This is a genomic window from Niallia laureatilytica (assembly GCF_046613985.1).
Taxonomy (GTDB): domain Bacteria; phylum Bacillota; class Bacilli; order Bacillales; family Cytobacillaceae; genus Niallia.
The window spans coordinates 511,636-534,085 of sequence record NZ_JBKKHP010000001.1 but is presented as its reverse complement, the minus strand read 5'-3'; the positions used below and the strand labels follow the sequence as shown (position 1 = coordinate 534,085).

Below are 22,450 nucleotides of genomic sequence, written 5' to 3'. Positions count from 1 at the left end.
GACGGGTGAGGCTTAAGTGAAATTAAAAATGATGTATTCATTTTTGAATTCTGATTTAGAATTAATAGAAAAAACACTGGAAGATACAGTGAATGCCAACACTTCTATATTGAGAGAGTCGTCGCTGCATCTTCTTAAAGCGGGCGGTAAGCGAATTAGGCCGATTTTTGTCCTGCTCGCTGGTCAAATTGGCAATTATGACATCCATGTCATTAAAAAGGCAGCAGTCGCACTCGAGTTGATTCATATGGCATCCCTTGTTCACGATGATGTTATTGATGACTCGGACTTGCGCAGAGGGCAACCGACGATTAAGGCGAAATGGGATAATAAAGTTGCTATGTATAGTGGTGATTATATTTTCGCTAAATCCCTTGAAATTATGAGTGAACTGGAAAAGCCGGATGCTCATAAAGTGTTGGCAGACACGATTGTTGAGGTTTGCCTCGGTGAAATTCAGCAAATTAAAGACAAATACCAGTTTGAACAAAATGTGAGGGATTACTTTCGCCGCATAAAAAGAAAAACAGCTCTGCTTATTTCTGCTAGTTCTTTAGTCGGGGCTATTGTGTCTGATGTGGAAGAGAAGCATCAGAAAAAACTACATAAATTCGGTTATTATGTTGGAATGTCTTATCAAATTATTGATGATATTCTTGATTTTGTCGGTACAGAAGAAGAACTAGGGAAGCCTGCTGGCGGCGACTTATTGCAAGGTAATATTACTTTGCCTGTTTTGTATGCAATGGAAAATGATGTTATCCGCCAAAAGGTAGAAACCGTTCATGAAGAGATGGACCGGGAAGATTTGTTAGAAATTATAAGCTTGATTAAGAGCTCTGATGCCATTGAACGCTCTATTAAGGTGAGCAATATGTATCTGCAAAAAGCACTTGATGCGCTTGTTGATCTTCCGAAGGGTAGAAGCAAAACTGCCCTCATCAATATAGCGAAGTACTTAGGGAAAAGGAAGTTTTAATATAAGCTTTGCATTGTCGCTTTATGTATGATATCGTTTTCATGAAATCATTTTTTCTTACTACTACATACATAGGAGTGAATCAAATGGAGAAAACGTTTTTGATGGTCAAACCAGATGGAGTGCAAAGAAATTTAATCGGCAAGATTGTAGAACGCTTTGAAAGCAAAGGCTTCCAGCTTGTTGGTGCCAAGTTAATGGTTGTGTCAGAGGAGCTTGCTAAAAAGCATTACCAAGAACATGTGGACAAGCCCTTCTTCATGGAGCTGGTTGATTTCATCACTTCAGGGCCTGTATTTGCTATGGTGTGGGCTGGCGAAGATGTGGTGGCAAAGGCTAGGCTCATGATGGGCAAGACAAATCCTATAGATGCTGCTGCCGGCACAATCCGCGGTGATTTTGCAGTAGTAATGAGAAAAAACGTGATTCATGGATCAGATGGTATAGAAAGCGCAGCTAGAGAAATCGGCTTATTTTTTAAAGAAGAAGAACTTGTTGAGTATAATAAGCTCAGCAATAATTGGGTTTATTAATGCCCCTTACATAATATAGGCTGCCCTTTGAGCAAGTAATTGCTCAAGGGCAGCTTTTTTATTGTTTGAAAAGTAGTATGATTGCTGCCGTAAACAAAAATAATAGGAATGTCTTGTCTTTTATTTAATAAGTAGCTGCTAAATAATTGCCCCATTTCTTATCATTATCGTTTATACTAGTAAAAAAGAAAAATTACTAGCAGCAGGATGCGAGGTTTCATTATGGAAAAAGACTATCAAGAATTTATCAGGAATTTTCAGCAAATTTCAGGCATCGATTTATCTCTCTACAAAGAAGCGCAAATGAAAAGAAGGTTAACCTCTCTATATGAAAAAAGAGGCTATCGGTCTTTTAAAGAATACTCTCAAGCAATAGGAAAGAATAAGGAGCTTCTCGAAGAATTACTGGACCGCATGACCATTAATGTTTCAGAATTTTACCGTAATTTCAGACGGTGGGAGGTGCTTGAGAATAAAATTCTGCCGACCTTGATTAAAGGCAGTTCTAGCTTGAAGGTTTGGAGTGCAGCGTGTTCAACTGGTGAGGAGCCGTATACTCTCTCCATGATTCTATCAAACCACCTCCGTCCGACTAGCTTTCAAATTACTGCTACAGACCTTGATATTAATGCTATTGAACGAGCAAAGAAAGGCCTTTATGTGGAGCGCTCGTTAAATGAAGTTCCGATTGCGCAAAAACAGAAGCACTTTACCCAATCGGGAAGCATGTTTAAAATCAGCGAGGAAATTAAAAAGCCTGTGACATTTAAGCAACAAAACCTATTGTCTGATCCCTTTCAAGGGCCTTACGATCTAATTGTCTGCCGAAATGTCATGATTTACTTTACAGAGGAAGCGAAGGATATTTTATATCAGAAATTTGCGAATGCATTAAGACCCGGCGGCATATTTTTTGTCGGCAGCACAGAGCAAATTTTTAATCCTGGCAAGTATGGCTTTGAGACAGAAGATACATTTTTCTATAAAAAAGTATAAAAAATACAGGTTTTTAGGATTTTTTACTATCCATATTCACGAACGTATGATATATTGAAACATATTTCCTTTAAAGCGTTGAAGGGAGAAAGGATTTTGATATGAGATATTTAACTTCAGGGGAATCACATGGTCCAAAACTAATTACCATTATAGAAGGTCTGCCTGCTGGTATGCCATTGACAGCAGAGGACATCAATGAACAGCTTGCAAGAAGACAAAAAGGGCACGGAAGAGGCAGACGGATGCAGATAGAGACAGATACTGCAGAAATCGGCGGCGGAATTCGCCACGGTCTAACATTAGGATCGCCAGTGTCACTTATTGTGGAAAACAACGACTGGAAGCACTGGACAAAAGTCATGGGTCAAGGGCCTATTGATGATGAGGAATCTAGTGAAATTAAACGTAAAATCTCTCGTCCGAGACCAGGGCATGCAGATTTAAACGGCGCAATTAAATATGGCCATCGCGATATGCGCAATGTTCTTGAGCGTTCATCTGCAAGAGAAACGACAGTGAGAGTGGCTGCAGGTGCTGCCGCAAAAAAATTATTGTCACTGCTTGGGATTAAGGTTGCCTCCCATGTGTTAGAAATCGGTGGAGTGAAGGCGGAAGTGACAGAATATCCTTCCATTGACAAAATCATTGAAATCACAGAACAATCACCTGTCAGATGCTTAGATCCAGTTGCAGAGAAAAAGATGATGCAGGCAATTGATGATGCGAAGGCGAACGGAGATTCCATCGGCGGAATCGTTGAAGTCATCGCAGAAGGAATGCCTGTGGGTGTTGGCAGCTATGTTCATTATGACAGGAAGCTTGATGCTAAGCTTGCTGGAGCAATCATGAGCATTAATGCATTTAAAGGAGTCGAAATCGGCATCGGCTTTGAGGCGGCAAGTAAGCCTGGAAGTGAAGTCCATGATGAAATCATCTGGGACAGTGAAGCAGGCTATACGCGCAAAACTAATCGTTTAGGCGGTTTTGAAGGCGGTATGACGACAGGAATGCCTGTTATTGTTAAAGGTGTTATGAAGCCTATTCCAACACTTTACAAGCCTTTAAACAGCGTGGATATTGAAACGAAGGAACCATTTGCTGCTAGCATTGAGCGTTCTGACAGCTGTGCAGTTCCTGCTGCAGCTGTGGTTGCTGAAAATGCAGTGGCATGGGAGCTGGCATGTGCTATTGTTGATCAGTTCTATTCTGATCGGTTTGACGGTTTGCTTGAAAATGTCGAAAAGCATCGTCAATATGCGAGGGAATTTTAATGAAAACAGTTCAAGTAAATGCAGGCTCTAAATCGTATCCTGTTTTTATCGGTGCTAACACAGTCTCAAAGCTGAATGCCTTTTTACAGCAGCATTTTCCCAATTGCTCAAAAATACTTATCATAACAGATGAGACAGTTGCAGGATTGCATTTGGCAGCACTTCAAAAGGAGATAACAGCATTTCCTGTTGTCTCCCATATCGTGCCTGCTGGAGAACATGCGAAAACATTTGATGTTTTTTATGGCTGCCACAGCTTTGCTCTTGAAGAAAAGCTAGACAGGAAATCACTGATTATAGCTTTAGGCGGGGGAGCTGTCGGTGATCTTGCCGGTTTTGTCGCTTCATCCTTTATGAGGGGAATTCCGTTTATTCAGGTTCCGACGACCATCCTTGCACATGACAGTGCTGTTGGCGGGAAGGTGGCCATCAACCATCCTCTTGGCAAAAATATGATAGGTGCCTTTTATCAGCCGGAAGCAGTTTTTTATGAAACTAGTTATATCGCAACACTGCCTGTTATCGAGCTGAGATCGGGCTTTGGTGAAGTGATGAAGCATGCTTTAATCAGCAATATGGAATTTTATGAATCTCTGCTCAACGATATTACGGACCTAGCGGGTGTGCCAGAAGAACAATGGGCCGTACTTTTGGAAAAAGGGATTTTAGTGAAAAGCGATGTCGTGGCACAGGACGAAAAGGAAGCAAATGTCCGTGCCTACCTTAATTTTGGTCATACTTTAGGTCATGCAATAGAAGCGGAAATGGGATATGGAAATATGTCCCACGGTGAAGCAGTCGTAATTGGCATGCTGTTTGCATTGCGTTTAAGTGAAAAGAAGCTTGGACTGGATTTCGATAGTAGCCGCTTTACACATTGGCTCAAAACTTTAGGTTATGCAACAGAAGTGCCAAGCAGCTTAAGTGTGGAAGCCTTGCTTGACCGTATGAAGCAGGACAAAAAATCCGTAAAAGGAACAATTCATTTTGTGTTGCTAAAGAGTATAGGCACACCTGAACTTGTCCAAATGGATGAACAAGAATTAAGAGAAGAACTACATATATTTAAGGGAGAATAAATCATGATTAGAGGAATACGGGGAGCAATCACAGTTGAAGTGGATGAAGAAACAGTGATTCTGGATGCAGCAGAAAAACTTGTGAAGGAAATGATAAGAAAGAATGCGATAATAGCTGATAATGTTGCCTCTGTTTTCGTTTCCGTCACGGACGACTTGACGTCCGCCTTTCCTGCTAAAGTGATTCGTCTTCAAGAGGGCTGGACATATGTGCCGGTAATGTGCATGAAGGAAATTGATGTGCCTAATGCATTGCAAAAGTGTATCCGCATCATGATGCATGTTAATACAGATACCCCGCAAAAGGACATCAATCATATCTATTTAGAAAAAGCAATTCAATTAAGACCAGACCTTAAAGAAAAATAAATTAACCATACATTATTAGAGGTGAAAGTTAATGAAATGGAAAGAGCAGCTCCTAAATCTTACAGCATATCAGCCAGGCAGAACAATTGATGAAGTAAAACGAGAATTTAATCTAGAAAAAATAGTAAAGCTGGCATCAAATGAAAATCCTTTTGGCAGCTCGCCGAAAGTAATCGAAAGCCTGAAGGAAGTGGACGGCTCTTTTGCATTATATCCAGATGGATATGCGACAAACCTGCGTAACGCACTTGCTGAATTTCTTCAAGTCTCCCCACAAGAGCTTATACTTGGAAACGGTTCAGATGATCTTATTTTAATGATTTCAAGAGCTTTGCTAAAACCTGGCAGAAATACGGTGATGGCAAGCCACACGTTTGGGCAATACAAGCATAACGCTGTTGTTGACGGCGCTGAAGTCAGAGAAGTTCCGCTTACGGAAAAAGGAGAACATGATCTTCCGGAAATGCTTAAGCAAATGGATGAGAACACAAGTGTTGTTTGGGTTTGCAGTCCTAATAATCCGACAGGAACGTATAATTCAGAATCTTCATTAGTCAGCTTTTTGAAGCAAGTACCAGAGGATGTTCTTGTAGTTTTGGATGAGGCCTATTATGAATATGTTATTGCTGAAGACTATTATGATGCATTGGAGCTTGCTAAACAGTTCAATAACTTAATCGTGCTGCGCACATTCTCCAAAATTTACGGACTTGCAAGCTTCCGAGTAGGTTACGGTGTGGCAAATGCGAATCTAATTCAAACACTTGAGCCTATCAGAGAGCCGTTTAATGTGAATACTTTAGGGCAAATTGCTACACAAGCTGCCATTAAAGACCAGGACTTTGTAACAAACTGCCGCATCAGAAACAGAGAAGGCCTTCAGCAGCTGTATACGTTCTGTGAAGAGCATGGATTGAATTATTATCCTTCCCAAACAAACTTCGTATTAGTCGATTTTAAAGTCGACGGCAATGAAGTGTTCCAATACTTGATGAGACATGGGTACATCGTCCGTTCTGGAGTACCGCTAGGATTCCCGACTTCTGTCCGCATCACCATTGGTTCGAAGGAAGAGAACGAAGGCTTGATCAATGTGCTTGCCAAGTTCTTGCAAGAGAAAGCAGCAGCCATTTGATTTTAGAAGAAAAGAAGGCGGTGATAGGATGAATGGTCGCGTCTTCGTTATCGGATTGGGACTTATTGGGGGATCACTCGCTCTCTCTATAAAAAATAAATATCCAAATACTGTTATTATTGGTTTTGATATAGCCGAGAAAAACAAAAAGCTTGGCAAAATGCTTGGAGTCATTGATGATTCAGTCGATACGCTAGAAGAAGGAGCTAAGGATGCCGATTTGATTATTATTGCAACCCCTGTTAGGGAAGCGGAAATCATGATGGAGAAATTGGCGCAATTACCTTTGAAAGAGCAGGTCATCGTAACAGATGTAGGAAGCACGAAAGGCAAAATCGTCGAGAAATCTCATCTGTTAAAAGAAAAGGGCATCACTTTTATTGGTGGTCATCCAATGGCCGGCTCTCATAAAAGCGGAGTGTCTGCCTCCAAAGCACTTTTGTTTGAAAATGCGTTTTATTTGTTAACTCCTGAAGATACAACAGATAAGAATGCTGTGCCATTATTGATGGATTGGCTGTCTGGCACAAATGCGAAGTTTCTTGTTGTATCACCAGCAGAGCATGATTTATTGACAGGCGTAATCAGCCACCTGCCTCATATCGTGGCAGCTTCTCTTGTTCATCAAGCGGATGCAACCAGCAAGACAAACGAGCTTGTGACAAGGCTTGCTGCTGGAGGATTCAGGGATATAACAAGAATTGCTTCAAGCAGCCCTGCGATGTGGCGGGATATTCTTCTTCATAATAAAGAAGTGCTGCTCGAGCTCCTTGACAGCTGGGTGGTTGAGATGGAGAAGGTAAGGCATTTGATTAGGGAAGAGGAATCAAGTGAAATCTTTGATTATTTCCAAAAAGCGAAAAATGTCAGAGATGAGCTGCCGCAAAACCAAAAGGGTGCGATTCCTGCCTTCTATGACTTATATGTAGATGTTCCTGACTATCCAGGGATTATTTCTGAAGTAACAGGGTTTTTGGCTAAGGAAAATATTAGTATCACCAATATTCGTATTGTGGAAACAAGAGAAGAAATATACGGTGTGTTAGTGATAAGCTTCCAGACAGAAGAGGATCGTACAAGGGCGCAGGCTTGTATTGCTGCATATTCCAACTACGAGACCTCTATTGGATAAAGACTTGTATGGATTAAGGTGATAATATGGATCAAAAACAGTTGAAGCGAGCACAAGGGCCGCTTGCAGGGGAAATCGCTATACCGGGAGATAAGTCTATCTCCCATCGCTCTGTTATGTTCGGCTCAATTGCAGAGGGAAAGACGACCGTTACAAATTTCTTAATGGGAGAAGATTGTTTAAGCACAATCGCTTGCTTTAAGAAGCTCGGTGTTAACATTCAGCATGATAATGAGAAAGTAATAATTGAATCTAATGGGCTTGCAGGTCTTAAGGAGCCTAACGAACTGCTTGATGTAGGGAATTCCGGCACGACAATCAGATTGATGTCGGGAATTCTTGCAGGAAGAGATTTTCACAGCACATTGGCAGGAGACAGCTCCATCGCCAAACGTCCGATGACCAGAGTGGTCAACCCTCTTAAAGAGATGGGGGCAAAAATCGATGGAAGAAGCAACGGAGAGTTCACGCCTCTTTCCATTCGCGGACAAAAACTAAAGGCAATCTCTTATAAACTTCCTGTGGCTAGTGCTCAGGTGAAGTCCTCTATTTTGTTTGCAGGTTTACAGGCAGAAGGTACAACAACAGTTGTGGAGCCAGTGTCAACGAGAGATCATACGGAAAGAATGATCAAAGCATTCGGCGGGGATATTCGTGTAGATGGACAAAATATTCAGGTTACAGGCGGTCAAAAGCTTGTGGCAGCAGATATCCACGTGCCTGGTGATATCTCTTCTGCAGCATTCTTCCTTGTCGCTGCAAGCATTGTTCCAGGCAGCTCTGTTACATTAAAGAATGTCGGCTTAAATCCAACAAGAACGGGAATTATCGATGTTCTTGAAAAAATGGGAGCAAGAGTTACAATTATTGACTCTAAGGATGAGTTTGAACCATCCGGTGACCTTCAAGTGGAGGCTTCTTCTTTAAAGGGTACAACAGTTGAAGGCGATATTATCCCTAGATTGATTGATGAAATCCCAATTATTGCTTTGCTGGCAACGCAAGCAGAAGGAACAACTGTCATTAAAGATGCAGAAGAACTGAAAGTGAAGGAAACGAACCGCATTGATACGGTTGTCCATGAATTAAAAAAACTTGGTGCTGATATTGAAGCGACAGAAGATGGCATGATTATCCGCGGAGGTGCTACTCTTAAAGGTGCTGCAGTCGACAGCCACGGCGACCATCGAATCGGCATGATGCTTGCCGTTGCATCATTAGTAACAGAAGGGGATATTATCCTTGAAAACGCCGAGGCAATTTCCGTTTCATATCCATCATTCTTCGAACATATGGAGAGCTTGACAGTTTAAGCTGTGAAAATAAGGAAGAAAAAAGAGGTGTCTAAAAAACACCTCTTTTTTCTATGGTAAAAACATTAGTCATAAAATCTCCAAAATTATCATAGCTTGTCTTAAAAAGCTTGGTGGTGGGTATATGGCATATATCATTGAAAATATAAGTATTTTAAAAAAACAGTCACTAAAAAAGACTTCCATGCTCATTCAAGACAATCGGATTGATGCATTGAAGGAGCGCTTCGCAAAGGAGCGCAGCATAAGAATGGACGGAAATTCGTATATTATGACACCAACACCTATTGTATACGATAACGATGTGACAAAACTGAAGCCGAGTGAGCAAAAGGAGCATATTCAAGCTATGATAAAAAGGGGCTGCACAATGGTCCTGACAGCATGTGATGTCAGAAAGGAACGAGAGCTATCGGCCGAACTAAAAAAGACAAAAAATATGCTGTTGAATTGTGCCGTCGATTATGTTATATGTATTAAAATCCCCCTCAAAATCCTAACAGCAAGTCTGATCAGATCTTGTAAAAAAGAAAAAATTCCAGCTGTTATCGTGGAAATTAATCAAGCTGAAGATTTATATAAAGTTCCTTGGGGTTGGATAAAAGAGGCAGCTTTCCCGTTTAATTGTCCGCTGATCCCCCAATTTTTAATGGAAGACGAAGAGGAGCGGACAAAAGCGCAAACAGCATGGTCAATCATCATGCGAGATGCCAATATTTCTTCTCTTAAGAAAGAATTAATGGAAAATGATATTATCTCCTATGAGGCACTTATCAAGATAGGAATTTATCCGTTTAAAGGCAATATTTATCAAGGGGGAGAAGTTACCTATAATCTTTATGAAAAAAGCCGCTCAATCATAAATATTGATGAAAAGGAATTATACCATTATCATTATAATAAGATACTTGTCACCTACCATAAAGGTGTATGCGTTCGAGCTGGTGAAAAAGTGTTCTACCATCCTGGATTTGGAGATCAGATGGAAATAAAAGTACCTTCCTTCTTTAGCACAGGAGGAGTTTAGAAAGGATACAAAATGGAACGAGTAAACGAAATACTGACGTTATTAGAAAATGGTCAACAAGCTAAAGCTTTATCATATTATGAAGAGATACTCAGCCAAGGTTCAAATGAAGAAAGATTCGTACTAGGGGAGGAGTTGTTTCAGCTCGGCTTCCTTGATGAGGCAAAAGCTTTATTTAAGATGCTGCTGGAAGCTTATCCAGAAGAAGGCGAACTATTAGTATTACTCGCTGAAACTGAAATGGAAATTGGCAATGAGGAAGAGGCTATTTCACAGCTGGAAAAAATCAATCCTGAAGATGCAAGTTACCCGCAAAGCCTTCTGCTGTTAGCAGATCTCTACCAAATGGACGGGCTGTATGAAGTAAGTGAACAAAAGCTGCTTCAAGCGAAAAAAATCCTTCCTAATGAGGTAATTATTGATTTCGCTTTAGGGGAGCTATACTCTGAACAAGGCCGAATTGCAGACGCCATTAAGGCCTATCAAACAGTTGTACCAGAGCAAACAACAGTCGGCGGAGTTAATGTTAATGGAAGAATTGCCGACAATATGAGCGCAGGCGGCGCATTTGAAGAAGCGATTAATTATTATGAGCTTGCCCTTGAAGAAAAGATTGAAATTAACACACTGTTTAACTTAGCGCTGACAGCATTGCAGGCAGGACAGCTTACAATTGCTATTAACCGATTTGAAGAAGTAAAAACATTAGATCCTGATTTCCATTCCTTGTATTTATATTTAGCTAGAAGCTACGAACAAGAGGAAATGCTTCAAGAAGCATTTGAGACGGTTCAAGATGGTGTTAAGCATGATGAGTTTAATAAGGAGCTTTATCTGCTTGGAGGAAAGCTTTCACTAAAGCTAGGGGACGAAGCGAACGCTGAGAAGTATTTCAGAGAAGCCTTGGCAATTGACCCTGAATTCACCGAAAGCGTGCTGCTCTTAAATAAGCTGTTTTTAACGCAAGACCGTTTTGGGGATATTATCGAGCTGGTAGAGCTTATGGATTCTCAAGATATAGAGGAGCCTCAGCTGTTATGGGATGGGGCAAAGGCATTGCAAGGAATAGAAAATTATTCAGAGGCATTAAACAAATACCAAGAAGCATATACTTTCTTTAAAGAACTCCCAGACTTTTTATATGATTATGGTTATTTTCTTTTGGAAGAAGGAAAAAGACAGGAAGCTGCAGAAGTGTTTAGTAGCCTATTAGAAAAAGACCCGAGCAATGAAGAGTTTATCGAAATCGTTCAACGCTTAACAAGCGGCGAGTAATTAAGCCTTTATTCGCTGGAATTTAGGATCAAGGTGTTAAAACTAAAAACTTGGTTGCAAGCAGAGGAGGGAAACAAACATGAAAACCCCTGTATCTGTCAACGAAAAAAAAGACTTCATTCGTTGGTTTTTGAATCACTATCAATTGAAAAGAAGAGAATGCGTATGGATTTTGAATTATTTGATGAGTCATGATCAGCTTATGGAAAAAGTGCATTTCGTCGAAAATGCCGAGAAATGCCCTAGGGGCTTGGTGATGTCAACGCATTGTGTTGATGAAGTTCCGTTTCGCTTTTATAAGGAAAATGTCATGACGACAGATGCGGAAAAATCCTTTCACGATATTCGCTTAAACAGAGATGAAGACATCTATATCCAACTGAATTTTTATGCTTCCAATAAGGCGCATCAGTATGCGGCTGTGCTTGTAGAAAATCCTTTCATGCCTAAGAATTTGGAAATCAGTGAGAAGGACCGTTATATTGCTGAGCAATTCCTTGTTACCAGCATCGAAAAATTCCAAAAGGAAAAGCTGCTGGAACTGATTGATGAGGCTCTCGATAACGGAGATGAGCGTGCATTCCGCGAGCTGACAGATCGCCTGAAGCAATTGCAAAGTACTGAATAATAGTGTTTAAAGCGGTATGACTAGTCATACCGCTTTTTTGTTTTGTCGTGAAAAAATTAGAGATAGAATTCCGAATTATGCTATTATAAAGGGAAATGAAAAATCTTGAAAGAGGTGGCTGCCTAACATGAAATGGGTACAGCTTATATTAGGAAATCGGTCGTTTATTTGGCTGCTCCTCATCGTTAACACACTTGGGACAATCTATGGCTATTATTGGTATAGGTTTCAGTTGGCGGAGACGCCCAAGATCTTCTTATTATTTGTGCCGGACAGTCCGACTGCCAGCCTGTTTTTTATGTTTGTTTTAATAGCGTTTTTACTAAGGAAGAACACCCCATTGTTTGAAGCTTTAGCGCTTTTAACACTGTTTAAATACGGAATATGGGCGGTTGTGATGAATCTCCTTGTATACGCCAAAACAGGCCAATTAGAGATTGAATCCATGATGCTGATTGTTTCGCACGGAGCAATGGCTGTCCAAGGATTATTGTATTTACCGTATTATCGGATTAAATGGCAGCATGCAGCCATTGCGGCGGTATGGACATTGCATAATGATGTTATTGACTATGTATTTTCGATGATGCCGAATTACAGTATTCTTGATCAGTCGATGGACAAAATTGGTTATTTTACTTTTTGGCTTAGTATCGTAAGTATTGGCATCTGTTTTTATGCTGCCAAAAGGAAAACGACGCTTTCCATTCTTTAGTGTACATAGTTTTAAATTTATAGTCTAACCTTGTCCTTCCTGACATACATTTCTAATAGTATATCGGGGAGGGACAAGTATGATGAAGGCTAAATTGGTTGTATTATTAATATTATTAATCCTGCTTACGCCTATTTCTATATCTGTATATGCAGACCAAGATTCGCCTATAGACGAGTTAGATACATTATCAGATGAAGCACTGCAATTGGTTAAGTCAGAAAGATATGACGATGCAAAAAAAATTCTTGATTATTTTTCCAATCAATTCAGCATCGTAAGACAGAAAGAGCGTACCTTTACGATGGATGAACTGCAAATTTTGACCGGAGCTCGTGATGAAGCGGTTGAGGCAATTACTAGCCCTTCTGCAGATACGAATGAACGGATTAACTCGGCAATCAAGTTCAGGCTTGCAGTTGATGCTGTTTCGTCAGGGCAAGAGCCATTATGGACACAAATGGAAGAACAGGTGATGGCTTCTTACCGGGACATGAAAGATGCTGCTGTCACTAACGATAAGCAGGAATATGAAGCGAAACTGAACTCGTTTTTAACATTGTATCAAATCATTAATCCAAGCTTGAAGCTTGATGTGACAACAGCACAATTTCAAAAATTAAATACGATGGTCGATTATATCGATACATACCGCTTGCAAATTTTTACAAAAGGTGAAACAAAGCAATTGGACGAGTTGGAATCAGAGCTTGAGGATGTTTTTAACCAGGTATATGAAGATGAGGCAGATCCATCTTTATGGTGGGTAATAATTTCAACTGGAAGCATCATTATCCTTACATTATCCTATGTAGGATGGAGAAAATATTTAGGAGACAAGGAAGAAAAGCGAAGAAGGCACAAACGGCCTTAATAATTGACTTGCGAGATTTCCCTGCTTACAATTTATAATATACTAACGAAGAATAGGGGGAAAAAGCATGTTTATTGTGTATTTTATAATCATTCTCATCATTCCTCTATGGGCACAAATGAGAGTAAGAGGATCTTACAAAAAGTATTCAAAAGTGGCATCTTCCTCCATGATGACAGGAAGAGAAGTGGCGCGCAGAATACTGGATTCTAATGGATTATATGATGTATCTGTAGAAGAAACGAGAGGGATGCTGTCAGATCACTATGACCCGCGATCAAAGGTTGTTCGTCTCTCCACTGATAACTACCACGGGTCTTCAGTTGCAGCTGCTGCAATTGCAGCACATGAGGTCGGCCATGCTATTCAGGATCAGCAAGCGTACGCTTTCTTACGTTTTCGTCATGCATTAGTACCAGTTGCTAATATAGGGAGCAATTTTTCGTGGATCTTGATTTTGATTGGTTTTATCCTTGGAGCAAGCAATTTTGTACTATTGGGCATTGTTTTTATGGCAGCAGCAGTATTGTTTCAATTCGTAACACTTCCAGTTGAGTTCAATGCATCAAGCCGTGCTATGGATGAAGTGGTTGCATTAGGAATCATCCGCAATGATGAGGAAAGAGAAACGAAAAAGGTGTTGAACGCTGCCGCCTTAACATATGTTGCAGCCGCTGCCGTTGCAGTCCTTGAACTGCTGAGACTTATCATGATATATACAGGTATGCAGCGCAACGATTAGTCTATGGACTTTATTTCCATAGACTTTTTTTATTTCCGAAGAAATATTCTGAAAGTTTCTTAAAGATTATTTCCATAATCGAAAGATAGTTGTATAATAAATCTGATTTTCCTTAATCACTAACAGAGAGAAGGGTTATATTGCAGGCTGAAAGAGCAATACATAATACTCAACCAATAACTGTATACAGAATCCTTTTTGCCATCAGTTTAGGTCACTTCATCAATGATTGCATGCAATCGGTTGTGCCGGCCTTATTTCCGATTATAGGACCGACTATGAATTTGAATTATACAGAAATAGGCTGGATTGCGTTTACGCTTAATATTACATCCTCTATCATGCAGCCTGTTTTTGGAGTGCTGGCAGATAAAAAGCCAATTCCTTATTTTTTGCCAATTGCTATGTTCTCAAGCATGCTCGGAATGCTTGGTCTAGCACTAGCACCTAATTTTATCAGTGTGCTTCTGTCTGTCTTGTTCATTGGCTTTGGGTCTGCTATTTTTCACCCTGAAGGCTCTAGAGTTGCGTACATGGCAGCAGGGAATAAAAGAGGGCTGGCACAATCTATTTACCAAGTCGGCGGGAATGGCGGCCAGTCACTCGCTCCGTTATTTACAGCATTCATTTTTATTGGCACAGGCCAATTTGGTACAATCTGGTTTACACTGTTAGCTGCATTGGGCATGCTTGTTTTGTTCTTTGTATCAAATTGGTATAAGCAAGAGCTTGTCGTTCAGGTGCCGGCAGTCAAGAAAAAAACAGCTAAAACAGAAAAAAGTGGCTGGAACAAGGAAGTTATTGTGGCAATCTGTTTATTGATCTTTTTAGTTTTCGCCAGATCTTGGTATGGTGCAGGCATTAATAACTTTTTTCATTTTTATATGATAGAAAAATTCGATAGCACAATTAAACACGCCCAAATATATGTCTTCTTGTTTATGGCTGCAGGGGTAGCTGGTACATTTTTTGGCGGACCACTCGCAGACCGGTTCGGCAAACGAACAGTCCTGTTATTTTCTCTAATTGGTTCTGCTCCATTTGCATTGCTGCTGCCATATGTTCCTCAATGGTGTATAGCTCCGCTGCTGGTTATTATTGGCTTTATACTGCAATCAAGCTTCAGTGTTACGGTTGTCTATGCCCAAGAGCTTTTGCCTGGTATGATTGGGCTTGTGTCAGGACTGATTGTCGGTCTGGCATTTGGGATGGGAGCATTAGGAGCGGTTATTTTCGGTGTGATTGGTGATGTATACAGCCTTCAAACAATTATGGTGTTTTGCAGTATGCTGCCGTTACTAGGAGTACTCACATACTTGCTCCCGAGCGATGCACGCATAAAAGAAATCCACCAAAGACCATAAAAAAGAGGGGAGCTTTCCCCCTCTTTTAATGTTCAATCGGCTTTTTATATTCATCTAAAGTAAAGCCTTCTCCCAATACATCATGAACAACAGTTACTGATACGAAGGCATGGGGGTCAACGCTTGTAATAATGGCCTTTAGCGGCACAATTTCTGTCTTAGCAACAACACAGTAAAGAACTTCTTTATCTTGTTTAGTGAATGAACCGTGTCCTTTTAAGACGGTAACACCGCGGTCCATTTCCTTTAAGATTTTATCTGCTATCTCTGGATTTTTGTCTGAGATGATGATGGCACCCCTTGCGGCATAAGCACCTTCCTGCATAAAGTCGATTAGCCTAGTTCCTACGAAGACAGCAACAAGGGTATACATGGCTTCTCTGTAAGTTAAGTATGTTAGCAAGGATAATGTGATAACACAGGCATCAAACAAAAACATCGTTTTGCCGATACTCCAGTGAAAATATTTATTAACAAGTCTTGCGATAATATCGACTCCGCCAGTTGTGCCGCCGAAACGAAAGATAATGCCAAGCCCAATACCAATGAAGGTTCCTGCAAACAAAGCAGCAAGTGTTAAGTCCTCTTTAAGTGGTATATGGAGCTCGATTTGGGGCAGCTGGAAGAACCAGAAAAATACAGACACGCTTACCGTGCCAATAATGGTATAGATAAGGACATTGCGCCCGAGCAGTTTCCAGCCAAGAAAAAAGAGCGGTACATTTAGAATCAGGTTTGTTATCGAAGGGTCCCAGTTAAATCTTGCAAATAACAAAAGGGTGATACCTGTGAATCCGCCCTCTGCCAAGTTATTCTGCATGTTGAAATGGACAATTCCAAAAGAAAATATAGCTGATCCGAGCACAATGAAGAAAATATTTTTGAGCTTTAACGTCTTAAACATTTTTTCGCCTGCTTTCTATGTATAGCTGTCATCATTTAACCTTAGTATGAACCAATTATATTGAAGCCTATCCATTATATCGAATCGGTCTTGTATGAGCAATCTTCATTACGGAAAAACCAGCTGTGACGGGCGCCGCTTTTTTTCCGAAAAATAATAATCAAAAACATTTGTAAAAAAAGAAAATGTTAGCTAACATGAAGGGGAATAGGCAGAATAATGCAGTTTTTAGAGGTGAATAGATTTGAAAACAATGCAAGAGCTTCAAAAAGAAGTGGATGAATACATCGGACAGTTTAAGGAAGGCTACTTCAGTCCGCTGGCGATGCTTGCCAGACTGACAGAAGAGCTGGGAGAACTGGCTCGCGAAATTAATCATTATTACGGAGAAAAGCCAAAAAAGGCTTCGGAAAATGAAAAGGAAATTGCCGACGAACTGGGAGACATGCTCTTTGTTCTTATCTGTTTAGCAAACAGTTTGAACATTGATTTGGAAGATTCCCATAATAAAGTTATGCATAAATTTAACACAAGGGATAAAGATCGCTGGACAAGAAAGGACGAAAGCGAAACATAAGCAGTTAAATTGCTAACCAAAAAAACATGCAATAATACATATGGATGCAATAAAAAGGAGCGTATTAGACAGTGGAAAAAGTAAAAATTGTAATCGCAGGACCAAGAGGGAGAATGGGAAAGGAAGCAGTTTATCTGACAGGACGTACTGATCACTTTGAACTTGTCGGCGTTTTGGATCATAAGCATGAGGGGAAAAGATTAAGTGAACTTGATGATTTCAGCTCTCCTTCCTATGATGTACCGATATATACAGATGTTGAAAAATGTCTGCAGGACGTCAAACCGGATGTGTTAATTGATTTAACAACACCTGAATTCGGAATGTTCCATGCCAAAACAGCGCTTCAATACGGCGTAAGACCAGTTGTAGGGACAACAGGCTTTACAAGTGAGAATTTGAAAGAGCTTGAGGCATTATGTGAAGAGATGGACAGGGGCTGCATCATTGCGCCTAATTTTGCGTTGGGTGCCGTATTGATGATGAAATTCTCTAAGCTTGCTGCTAAGTATTTCGATGATGTGGAAATCATGGAATTGCATCATGACCGCAAGCTGGATGCACCAAGTGGCACGGCAGTTAAAACAGCAGAACTGATTGCAGAAGTAAGAAAGCCGAAAAAACAAGGACATCCAGAAGAGAAGGAAACAATCCCTGGGGCAAGAGGAGCAGACTTTGACGGCATGAGAATTCATTCCATTAGGCTGCCAGGCTTGATCGCCCATCAGCAGGTTATGTTTGGAGCAGAGGGAGAGACGCTGACTTTGAAGCATGATTCATACAATCGCACCTCCTTTATGTCTGGTGTGAGATTTGCCGTTGATGAAGTGTTAAAGGCTAATGTTTTAATATATGGATTAGAAAATATTATGGAGTAGAGGTGTAATTAATGAATATCGCATTAATAGCTCATGATAAGAAGAAAGATGATATGATTCGCTTTGTTGTAGCTTATAAAAAGATTTTTGAGAAACATTCCCTGTTCGCAACAGGCACTACTGGTTCAAAGATACAAGAAGCAACAGGCTTGGAAGTACATCGCTTTTGTTCAGGGCCATTAGGAGGAGACCAGGAAATCGGTGCTTATATCGCCAATAATAAGATGGATATGGTATTCTTCTTCCGCGATCCATTGACTGCACAGCCCCATGAGCCTGATGTAACAGCGCTTCTTCGTCTTTGTGATGTTTATTCTGTCCCGTTGGCAACCAATATGGGTACAGGAGAAGTACTGATCAGAGGCTTAGAGCAGGGGGATATAGATTGGAGAAATATTGTACATGGAAATACAGACAAAATTACAGACATTTAGCACAGACGAAATTGATATATTAGCAATAGGCGCCCATGCTGACGATGTGGAAATCGGCATGGGTGCTACCATTGCCAAATATGCTCAAATGGGAAAAAAAATAATCATCTGTGACTTAACAAGCAGTGAATTATCATCAAATGGTACGGTTGATACAAGAAAGGCAGAAGCACTTGCTGCAGGAAAGGTCCTTGGCATACATGGCCGGTTTACCCTTTCGTTAAAGGACAGAGGCCTTTGGAATGTGGATGAGAATATGGAAGCAATCGTGGAGCTGATCAGGCTTGTGAAACCAAAAATCGTCTTTGCTCCGTACTGGGAGGATAGACATCCTGATCATGGCAATTGTTCAAAATTAGTGGAAGAGGCTGTTTTTTCTGCCGGCATCCGAAATTACAAAGTGAAGGGTACAGAGCCGCATAAGACAAGTAATGTTTATTTCTATATGATTAACGGTTTTCATAAACCGGACTTTGTAACAGACGTAAGCGACTTTATGGAAGTAAAAAAACAAAGCTTGAACTGCTATGCAAGCCAATTTACAAAATCTGCAGGAAGTGTGGATACACCTCTTGTCAACGGATACATAGAAACTGTGGAAGCAAGAGAGCGCCTTTTTGGTAAAGAAGTCGGGCTGAAGTTTGCTGAAGGGTTCAAGACGAAGAAGCCTTTATTAATACATAATGATTTGTTGGGTGGTACGGTATGAAAAAGCTGAAAATAGGAATAACATGTTACCCGACTGTCGGGGGATCTGGTGTAATAGCTACAGAGCTTGGAAAGATGCTTGCAGAAAAAGGACATGAAATACACTTTATTTCATCAAGCATGCCCTTCCGTTTAAATAAAATGTACCATAATATATTTTTTCATCAAGTAGAAGTAAGTCAATATTCCGTTTTCCAATATCCGCCATACGATATTGCATTAAGCAGCAAAATGGCAGAAGTGATAAACCGGGAAGAGCTGGATCTTCTTCACGTCCATTATGCTATACCTCACGCCGTATGCGCCATTTTGGCAAAGCAAATGAGTGGAAGAGATGTTAAAATTGTCACAACTTTGCATGGTACAGATATAACCGTTTTAGGCTATGATTCTTCTTTAGCTGACAGCATTCGCTTTGGCATTGAAAAATCCGATGTCGTCACAGCAGTATCTCAGTCGCTTGTAAGTCAGACATATGATCTGATTAATCCTAAAAAAGATATAAAAACAGTCTATAACTTCATAGATGAGCGTGTGTACCGCAAGATCGATTCCACTCATCTGAAGAAGGAGTTTGCGATTAGTCCTGATGATAAGGTTATCATTCATGTGTCGAATTTCCGGGCAGTAAAACGAGTAACTGATGTTGTGAAAGCTTTTAAAGGGATTTCAGATAAAACGTCTGCAACCTTGCTGTTAGTTGGAGATGGTCCTGAGATGGCAAATGTATGCAAGCTTGTTGATGAGCTTGGCATAAAAGCTAAAGTCCGGCTTTTAGGGAAGCAGGAAAACCTGGAAGAGCTGTATAGTATCAGTGATTTAATGCTCTTGTTATCAGAAAAAGAAAGCTTTGGGCTAGTTGCTCTCGAAGCGATGGCTTGCGGTGTTCCATGTGTCGGCACGAATATCGGTGGCATCCCTGAAGTAATTGTCGATGGGGAAACAGGTCTAATCTGTGAGCTTGGCAATATAGCAGAAATTGCCGAAAAGTCTGTAGCCCTTCTTCTTGATCAGAAAAGGCATCAGCAGTTTGCTGCCAATTCTGTCGCAAGAGTGATGGATCATTTCCGTGGAGAAACAATTGTTAGCCAGTATGAGAAAATCTATGAAGATTTAATTTTAACTGGAGAATACATATGAACCAACCGTTTGCAGCTGCAATTCCAATTATTGAAGAGATAGAGGCAGCAGGCTTTGCTGCCTATTTTGTAGGAGGCGCAGTAAGGGATTATTTGCTGAATAAGCCGATTCATGATGTTGATATTGCGACTTCTGCTACGCCGGAGGAAGTTAAGTCAATTTTTAAAGCAACAGTAGATATTGGCATCGAGCATGGAACCGTTATGGTGCTTTACAATAACGAGACTTATGAAGTGACAACATTTCGGACAGAAAGTGAATATGAAGACTTCAGAAGACCGAAAGACGTGGCCTTTGTCCGTAATCTTCGTGATGATTTACAAAGACGTGATTTTACGATGAACAGCTTGGCGATGGATAAACAAGGCCATATCATAGACTATTTTGACGGGAAAACCGATTTGGCTAACAAACGTATCGTAACGGTAGGGTCTGCAAATGAGCGGTTTGCTGAAGATGCCCTGCGGATGATGCGGGCAGTTCGATTTGTCAGCACCCTTGGATTTCAGTTAGAGGAGCAGACTCGTTTATCAGTCGAGGTCAACAGACAGCTGCTTGAAAAGATTGCCGTAGAAAGAATTACAGCGGAGTTTGAAAAATTACTGCTTGGCGAAGCAAGAAACGAAGCGCTTAAGCTTATGATGGAGACAAAGCTGTATGAGCATCTGCCTATGCTTAAATCCTATAAGGATGGTTTAAGCTTGCTGTCTGCACTTTCCGTTTGGGATTTGGACATCAATGAGATGTGGTCTCTCCTGCTAATAACGTGCGAAATCTCACATCAGGAGGCAGACAGGTTCCTGCGCAAATGGAAGCTGCCAGTCAAGCGTATTAAAACGGTTCAAGCTATCATAAAAAGTGTGATAGAGAGACAAGAAAATCACCAGTGGACAAGCATGAATCTTTATATTTTCGGCTTAAATATTGCTGTAAGTGGAGAAAAGGTGTTTAGTGTGCTTACCGGCAAAACCGAGGATGTAATTGGTGTACAAGATGCTTACAGCAAGCTTTCGATTAAAAGCAGGGAAGAACTGCAAATCGGCGGCCGCGACCTGATGGAATGGAGCGGAAAGCCTCCTGGTCCTTGGATGAAAGACACGATTGCCAATGTGGAAACCGCTGTTGTGGAAAATAGACTGGCTAATGATAGTAAGGCAATAAAGGAGTGGCTTAAGCAGTGGGAAATGATTTAAGAACAAAGCTCTTGCAAGCCTTCGCAGATAGGCCTGATGAATATTTATCAGGTCAAGAGCTAGCCGAAGTTCTGGGCTGTTCGCGGACAGCTATCTGGAAGCATATTGAAGAGCTCCGAAAGGATGGCTTTGTATTGGAAGCTATTCGTAAAAAAGGCTATCGAATTTTAGAAGTACCTCATAAAATAATACCAGATGAGATCAGGTTTGGTTTGGAAACAAAGCAGCTTGGAAGAAATATTCATTATGAAGAATCAGTGGATTCAACACAAAGAATTGCCCAAAGGCTGGCATATGATGGTGCAGAAGAAGGGACGATTGTTATTGCGGAAGAGCAGCTGGGCGGCAGAGGAAGGTTTGAACGCTCCTGGCACTCTCCTAAATATAAAGGAATTTGGATGAGCATCATCTTAAGACCGAAAGTTCCAATTATGCAAACACCACAGCTGACCCTGCTTATGGCTGTTGCTGCCGTGAAGGGAATTGAACAGGCAACTGGCTGTGAGCCAGGGATAAAATGGCCGAACGATTTGCTGATTAATGGAAAAAAAGTGAGTGGTATACTGACAGAATTACAGGCGGACAGTGACCGCATCCATTCCTTAATTATCGGAATAGGCATTAATGTAAATTTGGAGGCAGCAGATTATCCGGAGGACCTTTTAGAAACAGCGACTTCCTTGTTTATTGAAACGGGTAAGGAATGGGACAGGGCCACAATTGTCCAAAGTATTTTGCTGGAGCTTGAAAGATTGTATGCTCTCTATTTGGAAAACGGATTTTATCCAATTAAACTTCTCTGGGAAAGTTATGCAGTCAGTATCGGGAAGCGAGTGAAAGCAACAACCTTGAACGGTACTTTAGAAGGAATCGCCAAAGGAATAACAGATCAAGGCGTTCTGCTCCTTGAAGATGATGAAGGCAAAGTTCATACCATATATTCAGCCGATATCTTAATTGAATCATAAACTTTTTTGTAGTAAGACATATAAGAGGTCTGCTATAATGCTATTGCTGGGCAGTATCTATTTGAACTGCACCTAAAAGGTAAGTAATTGTAGTACATTTAAATGATGTATCTGCCTAGATCCAACAAAGAGGACAAGGACAGAGGGATAAAAAAACAAACTAGTAAACGTATCCTTCTATATTTGTATAGAGGGATTTTTCTGCTTATTTAT

Annotated in this window: 24 protein-coding genes; 23 read left to right on the top strand and 1 reads right to left on the bottom strand. The window is 40.7% G+C overall.

Going from position 1 to position 22,450, the window contains the following annotated elements; all coding sequences use genetic code 11:
• The first annotated feature begins 16 nt into the window (after window positions 1-16).
• From hepT to ACLIJJ_RS02640, 16 genes are all read left to right on the top strand, one after another.
• A complete protein-coding gene (gene hepT, locus ACLIJJ_RS02715; protein WP_233313354.1) occupies window positions 17-979 on the top strand; it encodes a heptaprenyl diphosphate synthase component II in 963 nt (320 codons plus the stop codon).
• Between the two features lie 86 nt (window positions 980-1,065).
• Window positions 1,066-1,512 carry a nucleoside-diphosphate kinase gene (ndk, locus tag ACLIJJ_RS02710; protein ID WP_233313356.1) on the top strand — a complete coding sequence of 149 codons (447 nt, stop codon included), beginning with the start codon at window positions 1,066-1,068 and terminating at the stop codon, window positions 1,510-1,512.
• A 222-nt stretch (window positions 1,513-1,734) separates the two neighbouring features.
• Complete coding sequence (locus ACLIJJ_RS02705) at window positions 1,735-2,508, top strand: CheR family methyltransferase (RefSeq protein ID WP_233313357.1); 774 nt, start codon at window positions 1,735-1,737, stop codon at window positions 2,506-2,508.
• 101 nt (window positions 2,509-2,609) lie between these two features.
• A complete protein-coding gene (gene aroC, locus ACLIJJ_RS02700; RefSeq protein WP_233313358.1) occupies window positions 2,610-3,782 on the top strand; it encodes a chorismate synthase in 1,173 nt (390 codons plus the stop codon).
• Complete coding sequence (aroB, locus tag ACLIJJ_RS02695) at window positions 3,782-4,861, top strand: 3-dehydroquinate synthase (RefSeq protein ID WP_233313359.1); 1,080 nt, start codon at window positions 3,782-3,784, stop codon at window positions 4,859-4,861. The genes aroC and aroB overlap by 1 nt, the downstream gene beginning before the upstream one ends.
• Window positions 4,862-4,864: 3 nt before the next feature.
• Window positions 4,865-5,230: a chorismate mutase gene (gene aroH, locus ACLIJJ_RS02690; RefSeq protein WP_233313360.1), complete on the top strand. Its 366-nt coding sequence runs from the start codon at window positions 4,865-4,867 to the stop codon at window positions 5,228-5,230.
• A gap of 31 nt (window positions 5,231-5,261) precedes the next feature.
• Window positions 5,262-6,365, top strand: a complete 1,104-nt coding sequence (gene hisC / locus ACLIJJ_RS02685; protein ID WP_237941659.1) for a histidinol-phosphate transaminase — start codon at window positions 5,262-5,264, stop codon at window positions 6,363-6,365.
• A gap of 28 nt (window positions 6,366-6,393) precedes the next feature.
• Window positions 6,394-7,497, top strand: a complete 1,104-nt coding sequence (locus tag ACLIJJ_RS02680) for a prephenate dehydrogenase (RefSeq protein WP_233313362.1) — start codon at window positions 6,394-6,396, stop codon at window positions 7,495-7,497.
• A 26-nt stretch (window positions 7,498-7,523) separates the two neighbouring features.
• Entirely contained in the window at window positions 7,524-8,810 is a 1,287-nt protein-coding gene (gene aroA, locus ACLIJJ_RS02675; RefSeq protein WP_233313363.1) for a 3-phosphoshikimate 1-carboxyvinyltransferase, read from the top strand.
• A gap of 124 nt (window positions 8,811-8,934) precedes the next feature.
• On the top strand, window positions 8,935-9,837 hold the full coding sequence (locus ACLIJJ_RS02670) for a hypothetical protein (RefSeq protein WP_237941658.1): 903 nt from the start codon (window positions 8,935-8,937) through the stop codon (window positions 9,835-9,837).
• A 12-nt stretch (window positions 9,838-9,849) separates the two neighbouring features.
• Window positions 9,850-11,112 carry a tetratricopeptide repeat protein gene (locus ACLIJJ_RS02665; protein WP_233313365.1) on the top strand — a complete coding sequence of 421 codons (1,263 nt, stop codon included), beginning with the start codon at window positions 9,850-9,852 and terminating at the stop codon, window positions 11,110-11,112.
• Window positions 11,113-11,191: 79 nt separating this feature from the next.
• Window positions 11,192-11,740 carry a ReoY family proteolytic degradation factor gene (locus tag ACLIJJ_RS02660; protein ID WP_233313366.1) on the top strand — a complete coding sequence of 183 codons (549 nt, stop codon included), beginning with the start codon at window positions 11,192-11,194 and terminating at the stop codon, window positions 11,738-11,740.
• A gap of 127 nt (window positions 11,741-11,867) precedes the next feature.
• Window positions 11,868-12,455, top strand: coding sequence for a lipoprotein heptaprenylglyceryl N-acetyltransferase LhaT (gene lhaT / locus ACLIJJ_RS02655; protein WP_233313367.1), 588 nt, complete (start codon window positions 11,868-11,870; stop codon window positions 12,453-12,455).
• Window positions 12,456-12,534: 79 nt separating this feature from the next.
• Complete coding sequence (gene ypjB, locus ACLIJJ_RS02650) at window positions 12,535-13,329, top strand: sporulation protein YpjB (protein ID WP_233313368.1); 795 nt, start codon at window positions 12,535-12,537, stop codon at window positions 13,327-13,329.
• Window positions 13,330-13,396: 67 nt separating this feature from the next.
• Entirely contained in the window at window positions 13,397-14,071 is a 675-nt protein-coding gene (locus ACLIJJ_RS02645) for a zinc metallopeptidase (RefSeq protein WP_233313369.1), read from the top strand.
• A 140-nt stretch (window positions 14,072-14,211) separates the two neighbouring features.
• Window positions 14,212-15,435 (top strand): MFS transporter, encoded by a 1,224-nt coding sequence (locus ACLIJJ_RS02640; RefSeq protein WP_341077567.1) that lies wholly within the window; start codon window positions 14,212-14,214, stop codon window positions 15,433-15,435.
• 25 nt (window positions 15,436-15,460) lie between these two features.
• Here ACLIJJ_RS02640 and ACLIJJ_RS02635 read toward each other — a convergent pair whose 3' ends face one another.
• Window positions 15,461-16,339 (bottom strand): YitT family protein, encoded by an 879-nt coding sequence (locus ACLIJJ_RS02635; protein ID WP_233313372.1) that lies wholly within the window; start codon window positions 16,337-16,339, stop codon window positions 15,461-15,463.
• A 253-nt stretch (window positions 16,340-16,592) separates the two neighbouring features.
• Here ACLIJJ_RS02635 and ACLIJJ_RS02630 point away from each other — a divergent pair, with 253 nt between their 5' ends.
• The 7 genes from ACLIJJ_RS02630 (at window position 16,593) to ACLIJJ_RS02600 (ending at window position 22,237) form a co-directional block, all read left to right on the top strand.
• Window positions 16,593-16,916, top strand: coding sequence for a nucleotide pyrophosphohydrolase (locus ACLIJJ_RS02630; RefSeq protein WP_233314721.1), 324 nt, complete (start codon window positions 16,593-16,595; stop codon window positions 16,914-16,916).
• Between the two features lie 71 nt (window positions 16,917-16,987).
• Window positions 16,988-17,794 carry a 4-hydroxy-tetrahydrodipicolinate reductase gene (dapB, locus tag ACLIJJ_RS02625; RefSeq protein ID WP_251646273.1) on the top strand — a complete coding sequence of 269 codons (807 nt, stop codon included), beginning with the start codon at window positions 16,988-16,990 and terminating at the stop codon, window positions 17,792-17,794.
• 11 nt (window positions 17,795-17,805) lie between these two features.
• Window positions 17,806-18,228 carry a methylglyoxal synthase gene (gene mgsA / locus ACLIJJ_RS02620; protein WP_251646275.1) on the top strand — a complete coding sequence of 141 codons (423 nt, stop codon included), beginning with the start codon at window positions 17,806-17,808 and terminating at the stop codon, window positions 18,226-18,228.
• Window positions 18,197-18,937 carry a bacillithiol biosynthesis deacetylase BshB1 gene (bshB1, locus tag ACLIJJ_RS02615; protein ID WP_411410519.1) on the top strand — a complete coding sequence of 247 codons (741 nt, stop codon included), beginning with the start codon at window positions 18,197-18,199 and terminating at the stop codon, window positions 18,935-18,937. Before mgsA ends, bshB1 begins: the two co-directional genes overlap by 32 nt.
• The gene (bshA, locus tag ACLIJJ_RS02610; protein WP_233313377.1) at window positions 18,934-20,076 is read left to right on the top strand and encodes an N-acetyl-alpha-D-glucosaminyl L-malate synthase BshA; all 1,143 of its coding nucleotides are present in this window, start codon (window positions 18,934-18,936) and stop codon (window positions 20,074-20,076) included. Before bshB1 ends, bshA begins: the two co-directional genes overlap by 4 nt.
• Window positions 20,073-21,269 carry a CCA tRNA nucleotidyltransferase gene (locus tag ACLIJJ_RS02605; protein ID WP_233313379.1) on the top strand — a complete coding sequence of 399 codons (1,197 nt, stop codon included), beginning with the start codon at window positions 20,073-20,075 and terminating at the stop codon, window positions 21,267-21,269. Before bshA ends, ACLIJJ_RS02605 begins: the two co-directional genes overlap by 4 nt.
• Window positions 21,254-22,237 carry a biotin--[acetyl-CoA-carboxylase] ligase gene (locus ACLIJJ_RS02600; RefSeq protein ID WP_233313380.1) on the top strand — a complete coding sequence of 328 codons (984 nt, stop codon included), beginning with the start codon at window positions 21,254-21,256 and terminating at the stop codon, window positions 22,235-22,237. Before ACLIJJ_RS02605 ends, ACLIJJ_RS02600 begins: the two co-directional genes overlap by 16 nt.
• Window positions 22,238-22,450: the final 213 nt, after the last annotated feature.